At 55.1% G+C, this 21,456-nt stretch carries 20 protein-coding genes and 1 tRNA gene; 6 read left to right on the top strand and 15 right to left on the bottom strand.

The features are described 5' to 3' along the window. Positions 1-4: 4 nt before the first annotated feature. The 5 genes from phnE (ACG98I_RS10665) to ACG98I_RS10645 are packed head-to-tail and all read right to left on the bottom strand — an operon-like array spanning position 5 to position 3,956. Complete coding sequence (gene phnE / locus ACG98I_RS10665) at positions 5-766, bottom strand: phosphonate ABC transporter, permease protein PhnE (RefSeq protein WP_394720618.1); 762 nt, start codon at positions 764-766, stop codon at positions 5-7. Further along, complete coding sequence (phnE, locus tag ACG98I_RS10660; protein WP_394720617.1) at positions 763-1,554, bottom strand: phosphonate ABC transporter, permease protein PhnE; 792 nt, start codon at positions 1,552-1,554, stop codon at positions 763-765. The genes phnE (ACG98I_RS10665) and phnE (ACG98I_RS10660) overlap by 4 nt, the downstream gene beginning before the upstream one ends. Next, positions 1,551-2,342: a phosphonate ABC transporter ATP-binding protein gene (gene phnC, locus ACG98I_RS10655; protein ID WP_394720616.1), complete on the bottom strand. Its 792-nt coding sequence runs from the start codon at positions 2,340-2,342 to the stop codon at positions 1,551-1,553. The genes phnE (ACG98I_RS10660) and phnC overlap by 4 nt, the downstream gene beginning before the upstream one ends. Continuing rightward, the gene (gene phnD / locus ACG98I_RS10650; protein ID WP_394720615.1) at positions 2,342-3,313 is read right to left on the bottom strand and encodes a phosphate/phosphite/phosphonate ABC transporter substrate-binding protein; all 972 of its coding nucleotides are present in this window, start codon (positions 3,311-3,313) and stop codon (positions 2,342-2,344) included. The genes phnC and phnD overlap by 1 nt, the downstream gene beginning before the upstream one ends. A gap of 7 nt (positions 3,314-3,320) precedes the next feature. Beyond that, positions 3,321-3,956: an HAD family hydrolase gene (locus ACG98I_RS10645; RefSeq protein WP_394720614.1), complete on the bottom strand. Its 636-nt coding sequence runs from the start codon at positions 3,954-3,956 to the stop codon at positions 3,321-3,323. Positions 3,957-4,144: 188 nt separating this feature from the next. Between ACG98I_RS10645 and ACG98I_RS10640 the strand changes: the two genes are divergently transcribed. Beyond that, positions 4,145-5,182 (top strand): App1 family protein, encoded by a 1,038-nt coding sequence (locus ACG98I_RS10640; RefSeq protein WP_394720613.1) that lies wholly within the window; start codon positions 4,145-4,147, stop codon positions 5,180-5,182. Positions 5,183-5,216: 34 nt separating this feature from the next. Here ACG98I_RS10640 and ACG98I_RS10635 read toward each other — a convergent pair whose 3' ends face one another. From ACG98I_RS10635 to ACG98I_RS10605, 7 genes are all read right to left on the bottom strand, one after another. After that, positions 5,217-5,657, bottom strand: coding sequence for a universal stress protein (locus ACG98I_RS10635; protein WP_394720612.1), 441 nt, complete (start codon positions 5,655-5,657; stop codon positions 5,217-5,219). A gap of 53 nt (positions 5,658-5,710) precedes the next feature. Next, positions 5,711-6,160 carry a universal stress protein gene (locus ACG98I_RS10630; protein ID WP_394720611.1) on the bottom strand — a complete coding sequence of 150 codons (450 nt, stop codon included), beginning with the start codon at positions 6,158-6,160 and terminating at the stop codon, positions 5,711-5,713. 54 nt (positions 6,161-6,214) lie between these two features. Beyond that, positions 6,215-8,302: an excinuclease ABC subunit UvrB gene (gene uvrB, locus ACG98I_RS10625; protein WP_394720610.1), complete on the bottom strand. Its 2,088-nt coding sequence runs from the start codon at positions 8,300-8,302 to the stop codon at positions 6,215-6,217. Positions 8,303-8,320: 18 nt separating this feature from the next. Next, positions 8,321-8,920 carry a dephospho-CoA kinase gene (gene coaE, locus ACG98I_RS10620; RefSeq protein ID WP_394720609.1) on the bottom strand — a complete coding sequence of 200 codons (600 nt, stop codon included), beginning with the start codon at positions 8,918-8,920 and terminating at the stop codon, positions 8,321-8,323. Beyond that, positions 8,917-9,738 carry a BglG family transcription antiterminator gene (locus ACG98I_RS10615; RefSeq protein ID WP_394720608.1) on the bottom strand — a complete coding sequence of 274 codons (822 nt, stop codon included), beginning with the start codon at positions 9,736-9,738 and terminating at the stop codon, positions 8,917-8,919. Before ACG98I_RS10615 ends, coaE begins: the two co-directional genes overlap by 4 nt. An 11-nt stretch (positions 9,739-9,749) precedes the next feature. After that, on the bottom strand, positions 9,750-11,747 hold the full coding sequence (locus tag ACG98I_RS10610; protein WP_394720607.1) for a glucose PTS transporter subunit IIA: 1,998 nt from the start codon (positions 11,745-11,747) through the stop codon (positions 9,750-9,752). A gap of 148 nt (positions 11,748-11,895) precedes the next feature. Continuing rightward, a complete protein-coding gene (locus tag ACG98I_RS10605; RefSeq protein WP_394720606.1) occupies positions 11,896-12,861 on the bottom strand; it encodes an ABC transporter permease in 966 nt (321 codons plus the stop codon). Between the two features lie 83 nt (positions 12,862-12,944). On the opposite strand from ACG98I_RS10605, the gene ACG98I_RS10600 reads away from it, so the two are divergent. Beyond that, positions 12,945-13,508 (top strand): TetR/AcrR family transcriptional regulator, encoded by a 564-nt coding sequence (locus ACG98I_RS10600; protein ID WP_394720605.1) that lies wholly within the window; start codon positions 12,945-12,947, stop codon positions 13,506-13,508. Between the two features lie 52 nt (positions 13,509-13,560). Here ACG98I_RS10600 and rpsA read toward each other — a convergent pair whose 3' ends face one another. Beyond that, the gene (gene rpsA, locus ACG98I_RS10595) at positions 13,561-15,030 is read right to left on the bottom strand and encodes a 30S ribosomal protein S1 (protein WP_394720604.1); all 1,470 of its coding nucleotides are present in this window, start codon (positions 15,028-15,030) and stop codon (positions 13,561-13,563) included. A 212-nt stretch (positions 15,031-15,242) separates the two neighbouring features. Here rpsA and ACG98I_RS10590 point away from each other — a divergent pair, with 212 nt between their 5' ends. Further along, positions 15,243-15,716 (top strand): RDD family protein, encoded by a 474-nt coding sequence (locus ACG98I_RS10590; protein WP_394720603.1) that lies wholly within the window; start codon positions 15,243-15,245, stop codon positions 15,714-15,716. Between the two features lie 81 nt (positions 15,717-15,797). Further along, complete coding sequence (locus ACG98I_RS10585) at positions 15,798-16,943, top strand: HNH endonuclease (protein WP_394720602.1); 1,146 nt, start codon at positions 15,798-15,800, stop codon at positions 16,941-16,943. Here ACG98I_RS10585 and polA read toward each other — a convergent pair. Beyond that, a complete protein-coding gene (gene polA, locus ACG98I_RS10580) occupies positions 16,940-19,534 on the bottom strand; it encodes a DNA polymerase I (RefSeq protein WP_394720650.1) in 2,595 nt (864 codons plus the stop codon). The genes ACG98I_RS10585 and polA overlap by 4 nt on opposite strands. Before the next feature lie 100 nt (positions 19,535-19,634). Here polA and ACG98I_RS10575 point away from each other — a divergent pair. Beyond that, positions 19,635-19,708 (top strand) — tRNA-Leu (locus ACG98I_RS10575). Positions 19,709-19,753: 45 nt separating this feature from the next. On the opposite strand, the gene ACG98I_RS10570 is transcribed toward ACG98I_RS10575, so the two are convergent. After that, positions 19,754-20,845: an amidohydrolase gene (locus ACG98I_RS10570; RefSeq protein WP_394720649.1), complete on the bottom strand. Its 1,092-nt coding sequence runs from the start codon at positions 20,843-20,845 to the stop codon at positions 19,754-19,756. Positions 20,846-21,045: 200 nt separating this feature from the next. Here ACG98I_RS10570 and ACG98I_RS10565 point away from each other — a divergent pair, with 200 nt between their 5' ends. Then, entirely contained in the window at positions 21,046-21,399 is a 354-nt protein-coding gene (locus tag ACG98I_RS10565) for a family 17 glucosidase (protein ID WP_394720601.1), read from the top strand. Positions 21,400-21,456 lie beyond the last annotated feature (57 nt).

Raw genomic sequence — 21,456 nt, 5'->3', positions numbered from 1 at the left:
AAATCTAGGCCTGACTCATGATTGACCGGCGCAAACGCCCGGAGATGGCATCAATAATCATCGTAATACCGATCATCACAATCAGAAGCAGACCAACCGTGTCCCACTGGCGATAGTTGGTGTAATTGGCCAGCATGCTGCCAATACCACCGGCGCCGACAATGCCCAGCACCGCAGAGGTACGAATCGAAATTTCAAAACGGTACAACGCAAAGGACAAGATGGCCGGCAAGCAGGCTGGCCACAGACCCCAACGCACAATCGTCGCAGTCGTTCCACCCGCCGCACGAATGGCTTCAGGCGCGGTGGTCTTGGCCGATTCCACAATCTCATAGGTCCACTTGGCCTGCTGCCCGATACCAGAAATTCCCAAGGCCAGCGCACCGGTAAAGGGCGTCAGGCCAGTCACGGTCAGCAAGATAATGGCGATAACCACTTCCGGGAATGCACGGATGATAGCGAAAAGCACCTTCAGCGCATTTCGTAGCCACAGTGGTCCCACGCCAAAAGCAGCGAGGAATCCCAAAGGCACGGACACGATGACACAGATCAACGAACCAATCCACGCCATGGCGATAGAGCGCCACATTTCCGCCAGGGCCCGCGGCAACCGTGACCACTCAGGGTCGGAAAACATCAGTTGCAGGTAGTGCCAGACTTGTCCTGGGACCTCCGGTAGTGACCGCCAATTAATCCCCAATGTCATCAACGCGATGATGAGTAGCGCGGCAAACAGGAGCTTTTTAAGGTCCACCATCTTCATCATGTTGTCCACCGCCTGCGCAGGTAGTTGGACAGCAGCTCAATAAGGATGACCACGATGAGAATTTCCAGAATAATCACTGATACATCGCTATAGGCGTAGAAGGAACGGCGCTCATCGAGCAGCCTGCCGATGCCACCTGCGCCCACGATGCCCAAAATCGCCGAAATCCGGACGTTGAGCTCCAGGGTATAAAGCCACTGGTTCATAAATAGCGGCATAACCTGAGGCATGGTCATCGTGCGATTGATTTGGAATTGCGTGCCGCCGGCAGCCCGTCCAGCCTCCATGTAGTCATGCTCACCAGAGTCAATCGCATCGGAGACCAGCTTGACCACGATACCGAGGTTGAACAGTATCAATGTCAGCACGCCGGGGAGCGCACCAACGCCGACCATCGCGACCAGAACGGTGGCATATACCAGGTCAGGCACCGCGCGAACGACGTTAATCATCGTGCGCACGATGAACCGACCGATACCGGATTGGTTGGTGGCTTGTGCCGCCCAAAGTGTCAATGGCACTGAAATGATCGCGGAAATCGCCGCGCCGACAAATGCCATTTGCAATGCTTCTAGCATCGGACCCGTAGTGCGCGGAATGAAGGCGAAATTCGGCTGCAGCATCTGCAGCAACTTGTCGTAGCCATTGGCCCAGTTACGGACCAGCGAATTGAGATCAATGTCCACTCCGCCCAGACTCGGTGATGCCGCGAGCACCGTTATCGCGATAACGCCAATGACAGCCGCCCACTTTTTCGCCCGAGTATTCTTAGCCGTTGCGACTGTCATACCGCGTCCTGTTCCGCCACATCATCCGCGACAATCTGACGGTCATAGATGGCTTCAAAGTCGGCATGGGTGACCTCTGCGGTCGGGCCATCAAAGACAACTTTTCCGGCACGCACGCCAATCACGCGCTTGGTGTATTTCTTCACCATGTCCAGCTGGTGCAGGTTAACCACAACGGTAATACCGCGCTCACTGTTAATCTTCTGAATATCGCGCATCACCGAATGCGCGGTGGGCGGATCCAGAGAGGCAATTGGTTCATCAGCCAGCAGCACCTTAGGTTGCTGTGCCAGCGCACGAGCAATTGCCACACGCTGCTTTTGACCACCCGAAAGTGCGCCCGCGCGAGCCTCAGCCTTGTCATCCAAACTCACGGACGTCAACGCATTCAGCGCTAGCTCTTTGTCTTCCGCCGTATGCAATCCCAGAACTGCGCGCCAGACCGGGGTGTGCGCAAAACGACCAACGAGGACATTGTCCATAACGTTGATTCGATCGGCCAGGTTGAAGCTTTGGAAGATCATGCCAATATCACCACGCGCTTGGCGCAGCGCACGCCCGTGCAGGCTATCAATCTGGTGTGGTCCTACGGACACGGTTCCCGAACTAATCGGGTTAAGACCATTGATCGTTCGAATCAACGTGGACTTGCCCGCGCCGGAAGGCCCGATGATGCCGACCATCTCCCCCAGCTGGATATCTATAGTGACATCGCTAATCGCTTTCAGCCCACCGGGATAGGTCACGCCGACATTATCGAGCGCAATTGGCCAACTTATCTGTTCCATTAGTTTGCGAAGTACTCCAGAATTTCGCCGTAGCGGTTAATGTCTTCTTCCTGAGTATCCGCAGTCCAATCGGACAGACCAACCAGGTCCATCATGACATCAGCTGCTTCATCGGAAGACTCGGCATAGTTGTCCATCGCCTCAATGAGCTGTTCTTTCAGCTCTGGGTCCAAGTCATTGCGCACAGCCACGCCACCATTCGGGATCTGCTCGGTGTAGGCAAAAGCCACCACGTCAGTGGCCACATCTGGGTTTTCTTCCAAGACGGAAGAACGTGCGTCCCAGAAACCGAAAGACACTTCACCATCGCCATTGGCCAATGCCAGAACCGCGTTGTTATTACCCTCAACCGGCACCTGATTCAAGGCATCAACGTTGACTCCTTGCTCTTCCATTGCAACGACTGGATATTGGTAGCCTGCCGGTGAGGTGGCGCTTTGCAGGATGACAGAGTCGCCATCGGCAAGCTTGCCCAGCTGCTCTACTGCTGCTGGACCATTACCGGAGGCGGTATCTTCTGGCTCAATGCCATTGCAGTACGCCATTTCCGTATCAGCTGCCGCATAGGTAGCCATGGTTGGCTCATCGTCACAGTACTTATCTGGATCATTGGTGTAGGCCACCGCAGAGTAGGCGGTGGCGCCGAAGCGAACATCGCGCAGAATCAACTCAGCATTGTGCTGTTCCATCGCGTTATATAGCGAGCCAGCATCGGTGATGATGACATCAGATTGTCCCGCACCCAATGCCTCGACGGTTGCTGCGTAATCACTCGCAACCACTCCCTCAACCTCAACACCTAGCTGCTCGGAGAGGTAATCAGTGAGTGGCCCCAGCGCTTCAGCCAGGTCTTCACCTTCGGTGGATGGAACGAGAGAAATGGTGAGGGTGTCATCTTCTGCTGCGCTGCAGGCAGTCAGACCCAAGGTGAGTGCAACTGCTCCGAGGCCCGCAATAAACTTCTTCTTCATGTGCTTCTTATTCTCCTTGTTGTGCCCAGGCGATGATGTCTTCCGCGGCATCATCAAGGGTGTGGTGTGGGGTAACTAGTAGGGTGTCCGCGCCTAGTTCGGCGGCTGGTGCGAGGTCATTTTCATCGATATCGCCAATCGCCAGAATCCGCTGGGAACCGATACCTTCTATCAACTCCGCCATTCCCGCCGGCTTGCCGGTGTTGAAACTAAGTTGATCAAAAAATTGCAGAATGCCCCAGTCCGTCAGTACTGCTTCAACACCGGTTGCTGGTGCGTTGGTGGCCAGGACCAGCCACGAATGCGGGGCTAGTTCTTCCAGCAAGCCGGGTAGGTTCTGCGGCATGTTGACTTCTGCTTCATCAGTTCCCAGCAGCTCACGACTGCGGATATAGGCGCGTGAAAGCGTGTCTTTCTCGATGCCTTGCGCGATCGCTATCTCTGCAACTGCGTGATAGCCATCGCGGTAGGGACTTGTTAGATTGTCAATGTCTGTCAGTGCGGCTGCTACTTCCTTGGCAAATGACTCCGGGGCATCCAACGCTTCTTCGGGGATCGCGCGAGCATATGCTTCAACAGGTCCGTGGCCAAGCGCCACAGTGCCATCAAAATCAAAGATGATTGCTGAATGTCGTGTTGTCATTGAGTTTCCTTGTGCCAAAGTTTTAAAGCCGCACCAGGGTGTAGTGCGACGCCCAAAGTCTTGGACGCTACGTTCATGCTAAGTGTCCCTAGTGAACGATTAGTTCAATCAAGGTGAACTCTATGGAAACTTCTCAAATCCTTTACTTGCCCAATGCCGGGAGAACTATTGCTCTAAAATAATTCTCTATGGCCTTGAGTGACATCGTCCGCAAAGTAGAACAATCCATCAATAAGGCTTCGTTGAAGCGCGCGCTGAAAAATGGTTGGGTGCCAGCCACCAGCGCGTATACCGGTTATGGCTCGAAGAACAATATTCGTATCTTTGGCCGTATCTTGGCTATCGATCCCGAAAGCACAGCGGCTAACGATGCCAGCGTGAGCCCCGATGACCGACCGGAACAGCGCGGATGGCGGCAATTTCTCACCATCCAGCTCCCCGACCACCCCTACACCATCACCATTGGTGACATGGAAGTAAAAGGTCGCACCGATGACAATGGCTATATTGATATCGCTGTAGATAACCCGGGTCTTGCTGCCGGTTGGCACCAAGCGACGATTTCTGTCGAAGGCGCCAGCGATGCCACCGCTGATCTCATGATCGTGGACTCTGAGCAAAAAGTCGGCATCATCAGCGATATTGATGACACCATCTTGGTCACCTGGCTCCCCCGTGCCCTGGTTGCTGCGTGGAATTCTTGGGTCAAGCGCACCAATACCCGCAAACCGGTCAAAGGCATGTCAGCATTCTTCCGCCGCATGCAGGAAACCTATCCTGATGCACCGGTATTCTATCTCTCCACCGGCGCTTGGAATACCTACCGCACGCTCAACCGTTTCACCGAAAAGCACGGTTTTCCACGCGGGCCGATGTTGCTGACTGACTGGGGTCCCACAGACACGGGCCTATTCCGTAGCGGCCAAGAACATAAGAAAGTCCAGCTGCGAAACTTGATTATTGACTATCCGCACATGACGTGGATTCTGGTCGGCGATGATGGCCAGCATGACCCACTGATTTTCTCCCAGGTGGTCAAAGAACACCCAACCCAAATACGGCTGGTTGCCGTGCGCACACTCAGCCCACGCGAACATGTGCTCTCCCACGGTACGGTCGCGCCCCTAGCGGAAATCGCCTCCAGTGCGCGAGCCACCGTGCCTTTCATCCATGGCGAAGATGGACACGAGCTCATCTCAGAGCTCAATAAGAAAGCCACCAAGTAAGTACATACTTAGTGGCTTAAATAAAAGTCAGTACTTAGCTGACGGTGTGAACAATCATCACATCGCAGTCAGACTGACGGGCAACGTCTGCTGGAACAGAACCCAACAGGCGGCCGGTCAGAGAGTTGATGCCGCGGTTACCAACAATCAATAGGTCGGCGTTATTGTCATTGACAATGGCCATCAACGCCTGGACTGGGGTGCCAGAGCGGACTGCGGTCTCAACCTTGGTTGCGCCGAACTTCTCTGCATGAGCCTTGCCGGCTTCGAGGTTTTGCGTAGCAACGTCATCGCCCAAGATGGTCACGGACTCTTGACGCAGCGTCTTGGACGCTTCTTCCTTATTCTCATAATAAGCGCAGCCAATAATCAAGGTGGCATCAAATGCCGCCGCGATACGAGCCGCACGCTCTACTGCCAAAAGGGACGACTTCGATCCGTCAGTACCCACAACGATGGTGTCATATTCGCTCATGTTGACCTTTCACACGCCTTAGATTGGTAATTTCAGTCTAACAATAGGATTCTTTAATTGCGTTCAGACGTGGTGTTTACCACGACGACATCTGCTTGTGCTTTGCGCGTTAATTCGGTTGGAACCGAACCAAACACACGACCACGCACAGAGTTCAATCCGCGGTTGCCCACCACGAACAGGTCCACGCCACGATCTTTTTCAATATCTAGTAGCGCCTTGACCGGATCGCCTGACTTGCCGATGACCTCAATGTTCGGTGCGCCCTCCTCCTGAGCAATCGCAGCGGCTTCATCCAAGTAGGATTCTGCGCTGGATTGATCAATGATGGGCACGCTTTCTGAATCCGCCACGCCCAACATGGAGCCGGCGTGGTTATAAAACGCCGAGACAATGATCAGCCTTGCTTCATACGCCCGTGCCATGCTGGCAGCAGCGCGCACCGCGCGTAATGAAGTGGGAGAACCGTCTGTGCCAACAGCGATGGTCTCATAAGTCAGCATCTACATTCGCTTTCATCTAGTTCGGGAAATTAACCTATGGAAGTAATTATTGCACTAAATGCCCGCGTCTTTGAGACCTCTGCGTTCTTTCTTCAAATCTGCAATCTCATCGCGCAAACGTCCAGCTAATTCGAATTTCAATTCGCGTGCTGCCGCAGCCATTTGCTTGGACAGGTCATCAATGAGCACTTGCACCTCATCAGCCGCCATCATGGAAATGTCCGGCTTGTCCACAATCTTGGCGGGATCAGACTCGCCTTCCGCGTCATTCTCATATACCTGGTCCAAGATATCCGCGATCTTCTTGCGCAGCGGCTGCGGGTCAATGCCCTTTTCCTTGTTATAGGCAATCTGCTTTTCACGGCGACGCTCGGTCTCATCGATGGCGCGCTCCATGGATTCAGTCATCTTATCGGCGTACATGATGACCTCACCAGAGACGTTACGGGCCGCACGACCAATGGTCTGAATCAGTGACGTAGTGGAACGCAGGAAACCTTCCTTATCTGCATCCAAGATGGCCACGAGTGAGACCTCCGGAAGGTCCAAGCCCTCACGCAGGAGGTTAATACCAACCAGCACGTCATACTCACCCAGGCGCAATTGCCGCAGCAGCTCAATGCGCTGCAGCGTATCAATATCTGAGTGCAGATAACGCACCCGAATTCCATGCTCCAGCAGGTAGTCCGTGAGGTCCTCGGCCATACGCTTGGTCAAGGTCGTAACCAAGACGCGCTCATCCTTATTAGTGCGCTCGCGTACCTCATCAATGAGATCATCAATCTGGCCCTTGGTCGGCTTGACCGTCACCTTCGGGTCCACCAGTCCGGTGGGGCGAATGACCTGCTCAACGTACTCGCCACCTGCAGCCGCGACTTCATAATTGCCCGGGGTCGCCGACAGATACACCGTCTGGCCCACACGCTGCTCAAATTCATCAAAGGTCAATGGACGGTTATCCACCGCCGATGGCAGACGGAAACCGAATTCCACCAGGTTGCGCTTACGCGACATATCACCCTCGAACATGCCGCCAATCTGCGGAACGGTCACGTGGGACTCATCGATGATGGTGAGGAAGTCCTCTGGAAAGTAGTCCATCAATGTCGCCGGAGCGGTGCCCGGGCCACGATCATCCATGTGGCGTGAGTAATTCTCAATACCGGAGCAGAATCCAACCTGCTCAATCATCTCTAAGTCATACTCCGTGCGCATGCGCAGGCGCTGCGCCTCCAGCAGCTTGCCGCGGTTTTCTAAGTCTTCGAGGCGCTCAGCAAGCTCGTCCTTGATCGCCTGCACTGCCTTCTCCATGCGCTCCGGCCCCGCCACGTAGTGCGTTGCCGGGAAGATACGCAGTTCATCGACCCGCTCGATGACATCGCCGGTGACTGGGTGGATGTAGTAGAGGGCATCAATATCATCGCCGAAGAATTCGATGCGCACTGCACGTTCCTCATAAGCCGGGATGATGTCCACGATGTCACCGTTGACGCGAAAAGCACCGCGGGTAAAGCCCACGTCATTGCGCTCATACTGGATATCCACCAAAAGGCGCAGCAGCTGGTCGCGTTCTACTTCATCATCAACGTGCAGCAGTACCGAACGGTCTAAATAGGATTGCGGTGTGCCCAGGCCATAGATACAGGACACCGAGCTGACCACGACGACATCGCGGCGGGAAAGCAGCGCGGAAGTCGCCGAGTGGCGCAGGCGTTCCACATCCTCGTTGATCGAGGAGTCTTTTTCAATATAGGTATCGGTCTGCGCGATATAGGCTTCTGGCTGGTAGTAATCGTAATAAGAAACGAAGTACTCCACCGCGTTATTCGGCAGTAACTGCTTAAGCTCATTGGCCAGCTGCGCCGCCAGGGTCTTATTCGGTGCCATCACCAGCGTGGGGCGCTGCTGCTTTTCGATCAGCCACGCCGCGGTCGCTGATTTACCGGTACCGGTGGCACCCATAAGTACCACGTCCCGGTCGCCATCATTAAGCCGGCGGTCTAACTCTGCGATTGCAGTGGGCTGGTCACCCGCTGGTTCATATTCGGAGACCACTTCAAAGGGGCGTCCCGTGCGTTCGATGTCACCGACAGGGCGGTGCTCGGACTGCGAATAGATAGGATGTTCTGCTGCAAAAGCCATACCGGCTATTCTACGCTGCTAGGCAAACCACGGCGCATCAGCAATAAGTTGGCTTACCTGTGGCTTTAAGTCCTCGAGCGGGCCGTTATTATCAATGACCCGATCCGCTGCAGCCAGGCGCACGTCATCGGGTACTTGGGCTTTAATCCTGCGCCGCGCATCTGCTTCATCCAGGCCGCGAAATTCCACCAGTCGGCGCACCCGCTCATCCGCGTCCACATCGACAACCAGGACGAAGTCCATATCCTTATCCTGGCCGGTATCCACCAGCAGCGGCATGTCATAAATAACCGCCTCATGTCCCTCATCGCGGTAGTGCGCGAAGAGTTCATCCCTGCGCTGCTGGATGCGCGGGTGCGTGATGCCATTGAGTTTCGCCGTCTGTTCTTTATCCACAAACGCGCGCAATGCCAAAAGACCACGGTTGAGCGCGCCGGATTCATCGAGGATATCGGCGCCGAAAACATCGGCAAGCTCGTGCAATGCCGGCTGGCCTGGCTCAACCACCTCGCGGGCAAGCTGATCGGCATCAACCAGCGGATAACCTTGGTCTACAAAAGCCTGCGCGACTGTTGATTTACCACTGCCAATTCCGCCGGTGAGACCGATGATTTTCATGCTTTTCCTTCGAGTCGTGCCACGTGCAGCGCCAGGTATGAAATCTCATCATCGGTGAGAGGATCATCCATGCGCAGCTCAATAATATTTGCCAACATTTTCGCGCACTCGCTCGCGCGCGGATATGCCTCCACGATAGCGCGGCCAATCGCCGAGTGTTCTGAACTGAGCTGTTTATGTTGCTGCATGCGCACGAAAAGATAGCGCAGATGCGTAATAAAACGCGCGACAGTGACCTCTCCAGTATCAAGTTCTTTGCCGAAGAACTCCCCGATGATGGCAATCAGCTGCTGAATCAGCCCCGTCATGCGGTAGGTATTAGACAAATCCCCTGACGCAAAACCGGCGTTAACCAAGTGCAGGGCCAATGCGATGGCCTCGGAATCCGGCAAAGGTTCATCGAGTTCCGCATTAATCAACGCCAAGACCTGACTGGCGCGGCCATAATCATCGGCATAGAGGTGCTCAACTTCCGCACGCAGCGGGTAGTCAATATTATGGCCAGCGCGGTTGCGCTCGACTGCTGATTGGATGTGGTCAGCCAGAGCCACCACCAGCGTTAATTCCGGTTCAACATGCACGGAGTTCAACGCGGTGACCACTTTGTCGATGTAGTCGGGGCTCAGCGCCGCCAACATGATCGCCAAATGGTCCGGGTCACGGCCCAGCGAAGGAATAAAGACCTGGGCCACGCGCTGCGGATCAATCTCATCACCATTATGAGCTTTAAAACCTAAGCCCCGTCCGGTGACGATAACCTCGTCGTCCCCGCGGCGTGCGAGAACGACGTTGTTATTGAAAACTCGAAGGATGTGCATTGACAACTAGGTTAGCGCTTTACGTCAACCACTGCTTCGCCAGCCTTCACAGCGCCTTCCGCGACGCCCGTAACCGACTGCATAGCCTTAGTATTGGTCACCGTCATTACCACGGTGTTGTCATAGCCGGCTTCCTTGATTTTCTCCAGGTCGACTTCAGCCAATTGCTTGCCGATGGTCACCTTGTCGCCCTTAGCAACCTGTGGCTCGAAACCTTCGCCCTTCATGCGTACGGTATTGATGCCGATGTGCACCAGGACCTCTACCCCATCATCGGTCTTGATGCCGAAGGCGTGGCCGGTCTTGGTGACGGTTGCGATAGTGCCCGTTACTGGGCTGACGATGGCGCCATTGACCGGAACGATGCCGATGCCCTGGCCCAGGGTGCCACCAGCGAAGACCTTGTCATCGATGTCTTCGAGCTTGACCGCCATGCCATCAACCGGGGATGCCAGTTCGGTGGTCTCGACTGCGACTGCTACATCTTCTGTGTCCGCCTCAGCCTCAGGCTCATCGGCAGCAATCAGGCCCGCAGCCTGTGCACGCTCGCGGGAGACCTGCTTTTCTTCCTCGGTGCGGTAATCGGTAATGAAGATGAGTGCGAAGGATACGGCGAATGCGACAACAACCGCGATGGTGTAGGTCAGCATTGGGCTAAAGACCGGGATGGTCAACAGCGAGGTGAAGACGAATGCGTTGGTGGTCACGCCACCGGATGCGGTGCCCAAGATGGCGATGGTGAGGCCACCCGCGAAACAACCGACCAGCATGCGTGGGTAAATGCGCTTAAAGCGCAGGTGAATACCGTAGAGCGAAGGCTCGGAAATACCGCCGAAGAGACCAGCTGCAAGCGCGGAACCGGAGGTCTGGCGCATTTCTGGGTCCTTCTCGCGCATGGAGATGGCCAGAACAGCGGCAGTAGCACCGAAACAAGCGAAGTTCCATGCGCCCATTGGGCCCTGGATGAAGTCATAGCCCAATGCCTCAATGTTGACCAGCATCAGTGCGTTCAGTGGCCAGTGCAGGCCCAGTGGAACGAGGAATGGGTAGAGCATTGGAATCAGGATTGCGAAGACGAAAGGTGCGTTGCCGTTCATCCATGCCAGGCCAACACCGATGATGCTGCCCAACCAGACGCCGAATGGGCCAATCAGAACTGCGGTCACTGGGATGGTGATCAGCAGGGTGAGGAATGGAACGAAGACCATGTGGACTGCGGAAGGAATGATCTTCTGGAAGCCCTTGTAGATAGCTGCCGCCACCAAAGCCATGATCAGAGGCACGAAGACGTTGCCGCCATAATCAGGCAGGGAGACATTGATGCCCAGCAGCGCGATGGAACAGGTCTCAGTTCCGAGCTCAGCGTCGACGACGCACTGCGCCATTCCATTTTCTTTCAAGCCCATGAATTCTGGGGTAAAGAGCGCCAGCATGACGGCCGCAGGGACCCACGGGTCGATGCGCAGCTTATTACCGGCGTTATATGCCACCATGACTGGCAGGAAGTAGAAGACCGAGCGCCACATGGCGTCGATGAAGAACCAGATTGGTGCCTTATCATCCGCACGGGTATCCACCACGCCGAATGCTTCCATCACCGCGGTAAACGCGATGATCAGCGATGCACCAAGCAGCACGCCCAGAATTGGGCGGAAAGAGTCGGAAAGGTATTCAAAGGCCGTATCCAGCCATGGCATCTTGCCCTGAGCCTTTGCGCGATTAGCTGCTTTGACGTCCGCGTCAGACTTTTTAACGCCCGGCAACTGCACCATTTCGTTGTAGACACTGGCTACATCGCCGCCGATGACCACCTGGTAGTTGCGTCCGCCCTGCGGCACCGCCCCCATGACCTTGGGGATGGCGTCGAGCTTATCTTTATCTGCTTGGGAGGCATCATTGAGCTCAAAGCGCAAACGCGTCGCGCAGTGAGTCATCGATGCAATATTTTCCGCACCGCCAATGCCATCGAGGATTTCCTCGGCAGCGGTGCGCATCTCAGTCTTTGACATGAGATGTACCTTCTTTCCTTGTCGGTAAAACACGAAAAGACCCGGGCAGCGATCGAAAAGCTGCCCAGGTCTTGCCTCCATTACGAGTAACAACCCTTAGGGTGTTGTGCATTACATCTTAAGCAGGCTGTGCCGATGTATGCAAGTACTATTCAACATTTAACTTATCAGCAGGCTTTCTCAAGCTTCCCAACCAAACACAAGCCAGGCCTACAGCAATCCAACATATTAGGACCCAAATAGACATTGTTGCGCCGTTACCATCGAAATACTCAACAGAGCGCACCAGGTTTCCGGTGGCGCCGATGGGCATGAGCTGACCGATGAACCCCCACGGCTTCGGTAAAATCCACCAACCAGTAGCCAGGCCCGAGAGCGGATTGGAAAGGAAGATAACCAAGATGGCGGTCAGACCAATACCAGCCATACCGAAAAGCTCACCCAAACCAACAGCCACCAGCGAGATGGCAGCCACACCCGCAGCAATCGCCATCGAGGTAGCAAAGTAGCTGCCCTCAAAGAGGTCGTAGCCGTACATCATGATGGCGGCCACGACGAAGCCGGCGGCTAGCGAAACCAGCGCAGACGCCGCAACCTTGATCCATGGACGGCGCTTCAACAACCCGGTAATCAGGACACCGGAGATCATGCCACCGAAAGCCAATGGCAGACCGATCATCGCCAAACCAGAACCGGTGGCATCGCCTTCACCCAAAGGTGCCAAGTCTTCCACATTGACGGTCATGCCCTGCGCACGCAGGCCTTCTGCCATTCCATCCAGCATCGTGCCATAAGGCGTACCGTTGCCCGAAGCCTTGTACATGGTCACCGTCATATCCGGATTCATTGCCAGACCGCCGATATACTCGCGGTTTTCAATGCCTTCCACGACATCCGCAGCCTCCATCGTGGTGACCTCAATGGCATCACCCGCCTCCTGCTCCATCCCCGCGGCGACCTGCTCCGGTGCAGATACAGCCACAGGTAATTCATTAGCCCCCGAGTTCATCGACGGCGCTAGGAAAGCAAAGAGAATTAGTGCGATGATAATGGGCAAACCAACCGTTAGCGCCAGAACCTTTACCCAGGGGTTCTGCTCCTTAATCTGTGACATAGGCTCGTCCCTTCCACTCAATTGGAACATGTTGTTCCACTTACTTTAATGGAGCATAATGTTCCATTTGTTAGAATGCAAGCATGAGAGCAGATGCCCAAGAAAAAAGAGACGCAATTGTCACTGCGTCCGTCGAGTTATTTGCCACCGAAGGGTTTGAGGTACCTTTTCGCACTATCGCGAACGCCGCCGGGGTCGGGGTCGCCACTGTGCACCGTCACTTCCCTGACCGCGTTGACCTCGTGCTCGCCGTTGCCCACCGGTTCTGGGACCGGATGGAAGGCATTATTCATTCCTATGATGACCTCTGGGACACCGATGCCGAGGCTGCCCTTTACAACATCGTGCGCGAGCTTTCAGATCTTCATCCCCTAAGTTTCATGGCAATGGGTGAAACCATCATCAATAACACCGAGCTACTGCCAGCTGACAACTCTGGTCTCCAGCGCGCCCTGAGCGTCTCCGAGAGTTTTGCCAATAAAGCAAAAGAGCACAAGCTTATCGATGCCTCCGTACTCCCCGCCCACTTCTTCCTCGGCATCGCCGTCATCTCTCGCCAAATCCCCCAGCGAGTAGAAGGACTATTTCCGGACTATCTCGAATTTCTCATCAAGACCTATCTCGCGGGCTTAAGACCCGAAAACTAAAAAAAATCGCGCCCACCGCCGAAACGGTAGACGCGACTTTTAAGGGGTGAGATTAGTTCTCGCCACCAGCAAGCTTCTCGCGCAGAGCAGCAAGCTGCTCATCAGATGCGAGGGAACCTGCGGACTCTGCTGGAGCCTCGGATGCCGGAGCTGCATCGTCGGTCTCAGAAGAGTAGTTGGAGGAAGCTGCCTCGGTCTCAGCTGCTTCTGCAGCAGCCTGACGGTGGCGCTCGATCTGAGCGGTGTGCAGCTGGAAGCGACGCTCGGACTCAGCGTAGCGTGCCTCCCAAGCCTGACGCTGCTCGTCGAAGCCTTCCTTCCACTCATTGGTATCTGCGTCGAAGCCCTCTGGGAAGACGTAGTTACCCTGCTCGTCGTAAGAGTCAGCCATGCCGTACTTGGATGGGTCGAACTCTTCGGTGTAGTCCTCGTCTGCCTGCTTAACAGACAGGGAGATACGACGACGTTCGAGGTCGATGTCAATAACCTTGACCATTACCTCTTCGCCGACACCAACAACCTGGTCTGGAACCTCAACGTGGCGCTGTGCCAGCTCGGAGATGTGTACCAGGCCCTCGATGCCTTCTTCAACGCGAACGAACGCACCGAATGGAACCAGCTTGGTGACCTTACCAGGCACAATCTGGCCCACAGCGTGGGTGCGTGCGAATACGCGCCATGGATCTTCCTGGGTTGCCTTCAGGGACAGGGAAACGCGCTCGCGGTCCAGATCAACGTCCAGAACCTCTACGGTTACCTCGTCACCAACGGTGACAACCTCGGATGGGTGATCGATGTGCTTCCAGGACAGCTCGGAAACGTGAACCAGGCCGTCTACGCCGCCCAAGTCGACGAATGCGCCGAAGTTGACGATGGAAGAGACAACACCCTTGCGGACCTGACCCTTCTGCAGCTGGTGCAGGAACTCAGAGCGAACCTCAGACTGGGTCTGCTCAAGGAATGCACGGCGGGACAGAACAACGTTGTTACGCTGCTTGTCGAGCTCGATGATCTTTGCTTCCAGCTCCTGGCCAATGTATGGCTCTAGGTCGCGGACGCGACGCATCTCGACGAGGGATGCTGGCAGGAAGCCGCGCAGGCCGATATCCAGGATGAGGCCGCCCTTGACAACCTCGATAACGGTACCGGTAACTGGCTCTTCCTTCGCCTGCAGCTCTTCGATGGCGCCCCAAGCACGCTCGTACTGAGCACGCTTCTTGGAGAGGATCAGACGACCTTCTTTGTCTTCCTTGGTCAGGACCAAAGCGTCGATCTGATCGCCGACCTCGACTACCTCATCTGGGTCGACGTCGTGCTTGATGGACAGCTCGCGGGACGGAATGACACCTTCGGTCTTGTATCCGATGTCGAGCAATACCTCGTCGTGGTCAACCTTGACCACGGTACCTTCAACGATGTCGCCATCGTTGAAGTACTTGATGGTCGCGTCGACTGCTGCGAGGAAGTCCTCAGCGGTACCGATATCGTTAATCGCTACCTGAGGGGTGTTAGAAGTGGGCATATTAAAGTGTGCTCCGAATTGTTAGGAGATCGAATTTGGACAGAAACGCGTCTCTTGAAGCTGCTATAAAGTAGTATCAATCTCACCGCGCAAACGAAGCCAACCCTCCTATACTGATTGAAGTCGTCCGCGGGCATAGACACGCCCCAGCAACTCTACATCGTTGCTGCAAGCAGTGCAATCTTTGACGCGCAACAGGTATCGTATTTTTCATGCGCTATCGCTTGTCTGTTCTCGCCCGCCGTGGTCTGGGCTTCTGGATTGATGGTTTCGCCGTCGGCGCCGTCATCCTCATTATCCAGTGGATTATCAATTTGCTTGCCGATGCCCCACTGACCGGCCACGCCGCCACCCTCTATCAGATTTATTCTTTTGCGCTGGTCTTCTTCATCTACCGCGTCATCGTCGAGGGCCGCTGGAACACTTCCTTAGGCAAGTGGTCTTTGCAGCTGGAACTGATTTCCATCAGTCCCAGTTATCGCACCGCCGCGATTCGCAACTCCTGGGCACTACTGACAATTCTTGCCGCGTTCGGAGTCCCATTCGTTGAACCCACAATCCTCATAATTCTGGCTCTCACTATCTTCGGATTCGCGCAGCACCCGATGGATATGCTTGCGAAGACGATGGTCGAGAAGAAAACTCACAGCCCAGATTCGCAGGTAGAAGGCTTTCCGGAGAATTAGCCGGAGAAGTTATCCACAGTTTTTCACTCCGCCCTAGCATTTTGCTTGTGGGGGTTGCGCAGTATTCATAGTCTATGTTTCATGACATCGACCAACGCATACGCCGCTTATGTGGCCGCCATGAATAATGGCTGGGAGCTTCTGGAAAGCTTCCGCGCCCGCGTTGGTTCCGCATTGCCAGAAACTATCGCCCGCGAAGACAATCTCACCGAACAAGAAGTCAATGCACTGCTGCGCACCTATAAGCGCATCAAGCCCCGTCATCGCGTGGCCGCTTCGCTCAAGCTTTCGCTTGATCATCTCCGGGCTGTTTCCGTCGCAATTGGCAAAGTAGATACTCGGCTCAACAATCATGCCAAAGTCCTTGACGTGATGCTACGCGCATGCCACCACAAGACCGTAGCTGATGCCAAAGTACGGCTGACCGAAATCGTCTCACAGTGCCAGAAACCGGATAGGCCAAGTCGCCAAAACCGCATCAGCTTGGCCCAAGATCCTGATGAAAACGGCATGATTCGCATCCAAGGCCAGCTCAAGGAGCACATAGCCCGCGAATTCCAGGAACGCTCGCAAAGCTTTATTGCAACCGCTAAGAAAAAGAATCCGCACCTCGGCTATGACCAGCTTTTCGCCAACTGGTTAATCAGACAGATGCGCTCTGACGGAGCCTCGGACGTGAAATACCAGCCGATGATCATTCTCTCCGGCGACCCGAACATCGATTTCGAGCGTGGCCACGTCAACACTCTCTCCGGAGCCACGATTCCCTTACATGAAGCTGTGAACCTTCCGCTCGCTGATACCGGCTATGTCGCTCATACCTCTATGGTCAATGGCCGGGCGCAACTCAACTTCATCGCCGGTATCACCCGAAAGCGCTTCTCAACGGGCGAGCACCGCCTTGGAGTCATGTTAGAAACCTTGACGTGCACCCGCTGCGGCCGCCCAGCTATAACGTGCCAGGCTCATCACATCGATGCGTACGCTTATGTCAAAAAGCCTGAGCACACCTGGGATGATTTCGCCAACGCTTGCGCCCCGCACAATGCCGGCAATGATGATAATCCCAATGCTCCGCCGAAGAATGGCCGCATCGAGCGCGATGACAATGGTTGGCCCGGCTACGTTCCCAAACCCGGCGAACCGATGACATATAACCCGCGCCGTATTTTCTACGAAGGCTGGCGCGGCACCGCCCACGACATGGCCCGCAATCAGCGTGCCTAGTGTGCTGCCGCATCCCAGTTATCGCCGGTGCCTGCAGAGACCTCCAGTGGTACTCGCAGGCTAATCGATGCATCCATTTCCCGCTCCACAATCTCTTGCACCTGGTCAAGCTCGCCAGGGGCAATTTCGACGACCAATTCATCGTGCACCTGCAGCAGCACGCGAGACTTCATGCCCTTGATGGCATTGTCCACGCGAATCATCGCAACCTTGATGATGTCTGCCGCGGTGCCCTGAATTGGCGCATTGAGGGCTGCGCGCTCAGCGTTTTCGCGAGCCAGGCGGTTATCGGAAATTAGCTCCGGCAGGTAGCGACGACGGCCAAAGATGGTGGAGGTATATCCATCCTTACGGGCCTGATCAACCACGTCCGCCAAGAACTTCTTCACACCACCAAAGCGGCCGAAGTAGGCATCCATCGTCTTCTTCGCTTCACCGGCTGGAATCGACAGCTGCTGGGACAGGCCAAAGGCGGACAGACCGTAAACCAGACCGTAGGACATAGCCTTCACGCGACGACGCAGCTCTGAAGTGACTTCATCAACAGGAACATCGAAGACGCGTGAGCCAACGTAGTTGTGCAGGTCCTCGCCTTCCTTATACGCCTCAATCAGACCTGGGTCCTGGGACAGGTGCGCCATCACACGCATCTCAATCTGCGAGTAGTCCGCCGTCAGCAAAGTCTCATAGCCCTCGCCCACCACGAATGCCGATCGAATGGTGCGGCCAGATTCCGTGCGCACCGGAATATTCTGCAGGTTCGGGTCTGTAGAGCTCAAACGTCCCGTCGACGCCACGGTCTGGTTGAAGGTCGTATGAATACGACCATCGGACTGCACCGTCTTGATCAAGCCCTCAAGCGTGGTCTTGAGTTTCTGATACTCACGGTGCGCCAGCAAGTGGTCCAAGAATGGGTGCGGATGATTAATCGCCAGCTGCTCAATCTCCTTGGCTGCCGTGGAATAACCAGTCTTGGTCTTCTTCGTCTTCGGCAAGTCCAGCGTCTCAAACAGAACAGACTGCAACTGCTTTGGTGAGTTCAAGTTCAAAGAGTCATCGCCAGCAAGCTCGCGCGCGGCCTCCTCTTGCTCCGCGACCTGCTTCGCGAATACTTCAAGCTGGGTTTCCAGAATGTCCACGTCAACTGCAATACCGATGGCTTCCATACGCGCCAGAATCGACACCAGCGGCATCTCCAACTCTGCATAGAGCTGATAAGAGTCAATCTCCTGCAGCTCCTTGGTCAGCTCAACCGCCAATTCCATAATCGCTGCCGCGGAATCAATCCCACCATTTTTATCCAGCAAGGACAGCTGCTCGCTCGACGCTTCAAGGGTCTTACGCAAGTGGCGCTGGTAGACATCGGCAAGCTCATACGTGCGCTGTCCTGGGCGCAGCAAGTATGCCGCAATCGCCGTGTCATGTTCTACGCCATTAAGCTCCACACCACGGCCTTGCAGCATGTGATACGCCGCTTTTGCCTCATGCATGTACTTCTTCGCATCCGATTCCAGCCACTCCGCGAGCACCTTATCATCTTCTGCGGACAGCCCAGCCAATTCGGCATGAATACCGGAATAGGAATCATCAACCAGAGAAATACTCGTGGCATCACCTTGACCAGGTCGGCCATCGCCGGTGATGAATACCGCTACTCCATCTTTTCCCTGAAGCCACTTGGCCAAAGGCTCATCACTGACGGTGGTTAGCACGTCATCAGCAGATTCCGGAACCGCGCCCTCAATATTCGGGAAGGCATCCATCACGCGCTCGCGCAGGTTGCCGCCGAATTCGAGTTCATCGAAAAGCTCGGCAATCGTCGCGGTTTCCACCGGCTTAAACGCCAGATCCTGCGGGCCGACTTCCAGGTCCATATCGGTAATCATCTGCGTCAGCGTGCGGTTGAGACGCACCTGCTCAATACGCTCACGCAAGTTCTCACCCACGACACCCTTGATTTCATCGGCGTTCGCAAGCAGATTTTCCAGGTCGTTATATTTCAAAATCCACTTCAGTGCGGTCTTCTCACCCACCTTCGGAACACCCGGCAGGTTATCCGAGTTATCTCCGCGCAGCGCCGCATAATCCGGGTACTGCTCAGGCGTGAGGCCGTACTTTTCCTCCACCGCAGCCGGGGTAAAGCGGTGCAGCTTGGAAACACCCTGCATGGGATACAGCACCGTCGTCGACTCATTTACCAGCTGCAAATAGTCACGGTCACCGGTCACAATCAGCGTATCGATGTCATCAATGCCCGTCGCTTGAGTAGCCAGCGTGGCCAGAATGTCATCGGCCTCAAAATTCTCCCGCGACAAAGTCGTAATACCCGCTTTGTCCAAGATGTCACGAATAATCGTGACCTGGCCCTTGAAGGCCTCCGGCGCTGCCTCACGCTGCGCCTTGTACTCGGGGAACATTTCCGTACGGAAAGTCTTGCGTCCGACATCGAACGCCACTGCGATAGAGTCCGGCTTTTCCTCGCCCACGAGCGAGGCCATCATGGACATGAATCCATAGACCGCATTGGTGTGCTGACCACCAGAAGTGGAGAACTTATCAACCGGCAGGGCGTAGAACGCGCGAAATGCCATGGAATGGCCGTCAATGAGAAGTAGCTTTGAAGTCACAACGACCAGTGTAGACGTGCTGATTTTAATTTTGCGAACTACTTACGCTACTATCTCTTTGTGCGCCCCTGTAGCCCAATTGGCAGAGGCAACGGATTCAAAACCCGTCCAGTGTGAGTTCGAGTCTCACCAGGGGCACAAATTAATTAAGACCCTGTACTTGCTGAGTACAGGGTCTTATTTTTATTTCGCTACGTAGGAACCAACCGCAGCAATTGCAGCGCGCACCGCCGTGGTCAGTGAGGTGTCCTCCACCGGCAAGAAGCGCGGCGAGTGGTTCTTCGCCGGATTCTCATCGTCTTTGGCTGCACCGCCGAAGAACCAGAACATGCTGGGCACCCCGATGGCTTCCGCGAGATTCGGGAAGTCCTCAGAGCCCATCAGTGGTGGGGTTTCAATCACGTTGTCATCGCCAAGCTCTGCATTCAGAGCGTCCGCAACCTTAGCACCTTCCTCCGGGTCATTCTTGAGCTGCGGGAAGGTGTAAATCTCTTCGATTTCTGGCTGCGGCGCACCAGAAGCTTCCGCCTCAGCGTTGACAATGCGCGTAATCGACGCCAGAACGTGCTCACGCACATCAGGGGTCAGGGTGCGGATATTGAGCTTCAGCTCCGCGCGGTCCGGGATGATGTTCTCCTTCAGACCAGCATTAAATGTACCGACGGTAACCACAGCGGAATCCAATGGCGCAATTTCACGGCCCACAATCGTCTGCAGGCGGGTGACAATATGCGCACCCAACACGATAGGGTCAATGGAATTCTCCGGCTGCGAGCCATGAGCTTGTTCGCCATGGAGGGTGATCTTCAAAGAATCAGCAGCAGCCATCGCCGCGTCCAGGGTGTAGTTGATGGTGCCGGTTTCAAATGGGAAGACGTGCTGGCCCAACACGATGTCCGGCTTCGGCGCTTTATCCCACAGCCCATCATCGACCATCGCCTGGGACCCTTCAGCGGTTTCTTCAGCGGGCTGGAAGATCCACACGATGGTGCCCGACCAGCTGTCGGATTGCTCGTGAACCAAGCGTGCGGCGGTCAGCGCTGCGGTGGTGTGCATGTCGTGGCCACAGCCATGCATGACCGGCACCGTGGCACCGTCTAGTTCAGCAGTGCTTTCCGATGCAAATTCCGCCCCCGTATCTTCCTTAATCGGCAGCGCGTCCATATCCGCACGAAAAGCAACGGTTGGGCCATCGCCATTTTTATCAATCGCGACCACGCCGGTGCCGCCGCAGCGGAAGTGCTCAAGTCCAATCTCATCGAGCTCAGATTCAATGAACTTCTAGGTCTCATACTCTTGCATGGATAGCTCAGGGTTCTGGTGCAGATGACGATAAATCTTGAACATCTGCTCTGACTGTTGGTTTGAAAGCTCCGTATTCATCATGGTCCCCAAAATACTCTTTCTTTCACATTTGGGCTGGGCGTGCAGTAGTCTGTTTCAAGTAAAATCAATCATTTCTTCAGGAGAATCTAATGCGCACCAAGCTTGCTGCCCTGATCACTGCCACTGCCGTTGCTATTGCGCCAGTATCCGTTGCTCATGCCCAGGACATTTCCTCCGAGATCAGCGACACCGTCGAAGACTTCACAACGGAGAGCTCTCAGGGCGCAGAAAGCTTGGAAGTTCCTACCAGCTCCCAAAATGGTGATGGCACCTCTTCCCTGCCAACTTTTGGCTTGGGTGATTCTCCTGAGCAGAATTTCCTGCTTGATGTTGTCGTGTCTCTTGGTATCTGGGCGGTTGTTGGCTCGATTTATGGAGCAGTCATCGCACCGCATATTCCACAGGTCAATATCTATGACATGCTGCCCTTCTTGCGCGGCTGAATTAATTTTATGCGCATAAACGTGTAGCGTGATCTGTTGTTCTTTATCACGCGAAGG

Origin of the sequence: Corynebacterium sp. L4757, assembly GCF_043673995.1 — a bacterium.
Lineage (GTDB): Bacteria > Actinomycetota > Actinomycetes > Mycobacteriales > Mycobacteriaceae > Corynebacterium.
The sequence above is the reverse complement of the archived record's forward strand: the minus strand, read 5'-3'. Positions and strand labels throughout refer to the sequence as shown.

Excerpts from the sequence above, each read along its gene's own strand:
- phnC (WP_394720616.1), bottom strand. The coding sequence starts at position 2,342 with ATGGAACAGATAAGTTGGCCAATTGCGCTCGATAATGTCGGCGTGACC.
- ACG98I_RS10590 (WP_394720603.1), top strand. The coding sequence starts at position 15,243 with ATGCGCTATCGCTTGTCTGTTCTCGCCCGCCGTGGTCTGGGCTTCTGG.
- ACG98I_RS10645 (WP_394720614.1), bottom strand. The coding sequence starts at position 3,956 with ATGACAACACGACATTCAGCAATCATCTTTGATTTTGATGGCACTGTG.
- coaE (WP_394720609.1), bottom strand. The coding sequence starts at position 8,920 with ATGAAAATCATCGGTCTCACCGGCGGAATTGGCAGTGGTAAATCAACA.
- ACG98I_RS10605 (WP_394720606.1), bottom strand. The coding sequence starts at position 12,861 with ATGTCACAGATTAAGGAGCAGAACCCCTGGGTAAAGGTTCTGGCGCTA.
- ACG98I_RS10600 (WP_394720605.1), top strand. The coding sequence starts at position 12,945 with ATGAGAGCAGATGCCCAAGAAAAAAGAGACGCAATTGTCACTGCGTCC.
- uvrB (WP_394720610.1), bottom strand. The coding sequence starts at position 8,302 with ATGGCTTTTGCAGCAGAACATCCTATCTATTCGCAGTCCGAGCACCGC.
- ACG98I_RS10630 (WP_394720611.1), bottom strand. The coding sequence starts at position 6,160 with ATGCTGACTTATGAGACCATCGCTGTTGGCACAGACGGTTCTCCCACT.
- ACG98I_RS10640 (WP_394720613.1), top strand. The coding sequence starts at position 4,145 with ATGGCCTTGAGTGACATCGTCCGCAAAGTAGAACAATCCATCAATAAG.
- ACG98I_RS10585 (WP_394720602.1), top strand. The coding sequence starts at position 15,798 with ATGACATCGACCAACGCATACGCCGCTTATGTGGCCGCCATGAATAAT.
- ACG98I_RS10635 (WP_394720612.1), bottom strand. The coding sequence starts at position 5,657 with ATGAGCGAATATGACACCATCGTTGTGGGTACTGACGGATCGAAGTCG.
- ACG98I_RS10615 (WP_394720608.1), bottom strand. The coding sequence starts at position 9,738 with ATGCACATCCTTCGAGTTTTCAATAACAACGTCGTTCTCGCACGCCGC.
- phnE (WP_394720617.1), bottom strand. The coding sequence starts at position 1,554 with ATGACAGTCGCAACGGCTAAGAATACTCGGGCGAAAAAGTGGGCGGCT.
- ACG98I_RS10610 (WP_394720607.1), bottom strand. The coding sequence starts at position 11,747 with ATGTCAAAGACTGAGATGCGCACCGCTGCCGAGGAAATCCTCGATGGC.
- ACG98I_RS10565 (WP_394720601.1), top strand. The coding sequence starts at position 21,046 with ATGCGCACCAAGCTTGCTGCCCTGATCACTGCCACTGCCGTTGCTATT.
- phnD (WP_394720615.1), bottom strand. The coding sequence starts at position 3,313 with ATGAAGAAGAAGTTTATTGCGGGCCTCGGAGCAGTTGCACTCACCTTG.
- rpsA (WP_394720604.1), bottom strand. The coding sequence starts at position 15,030 with ATGCCCACTTCTAACACCCCTCAGGTAGCGATTAACGATATCGGTACC.
- phnE (WP_394720618.1), bottom strand. The coding sequence starts at position 766 with ATGATGAAGATGGTGGACCTTAAAAAGCTCCTGTTTGCCGCGCTACTC.
- polA (WP_394720650.1), bottom strand. The coding sequence starts at position 19,534 with ATGGCATTTCGCGCGTTCTACGCCCTGCCGGTTGATAAGTTCTCCACT.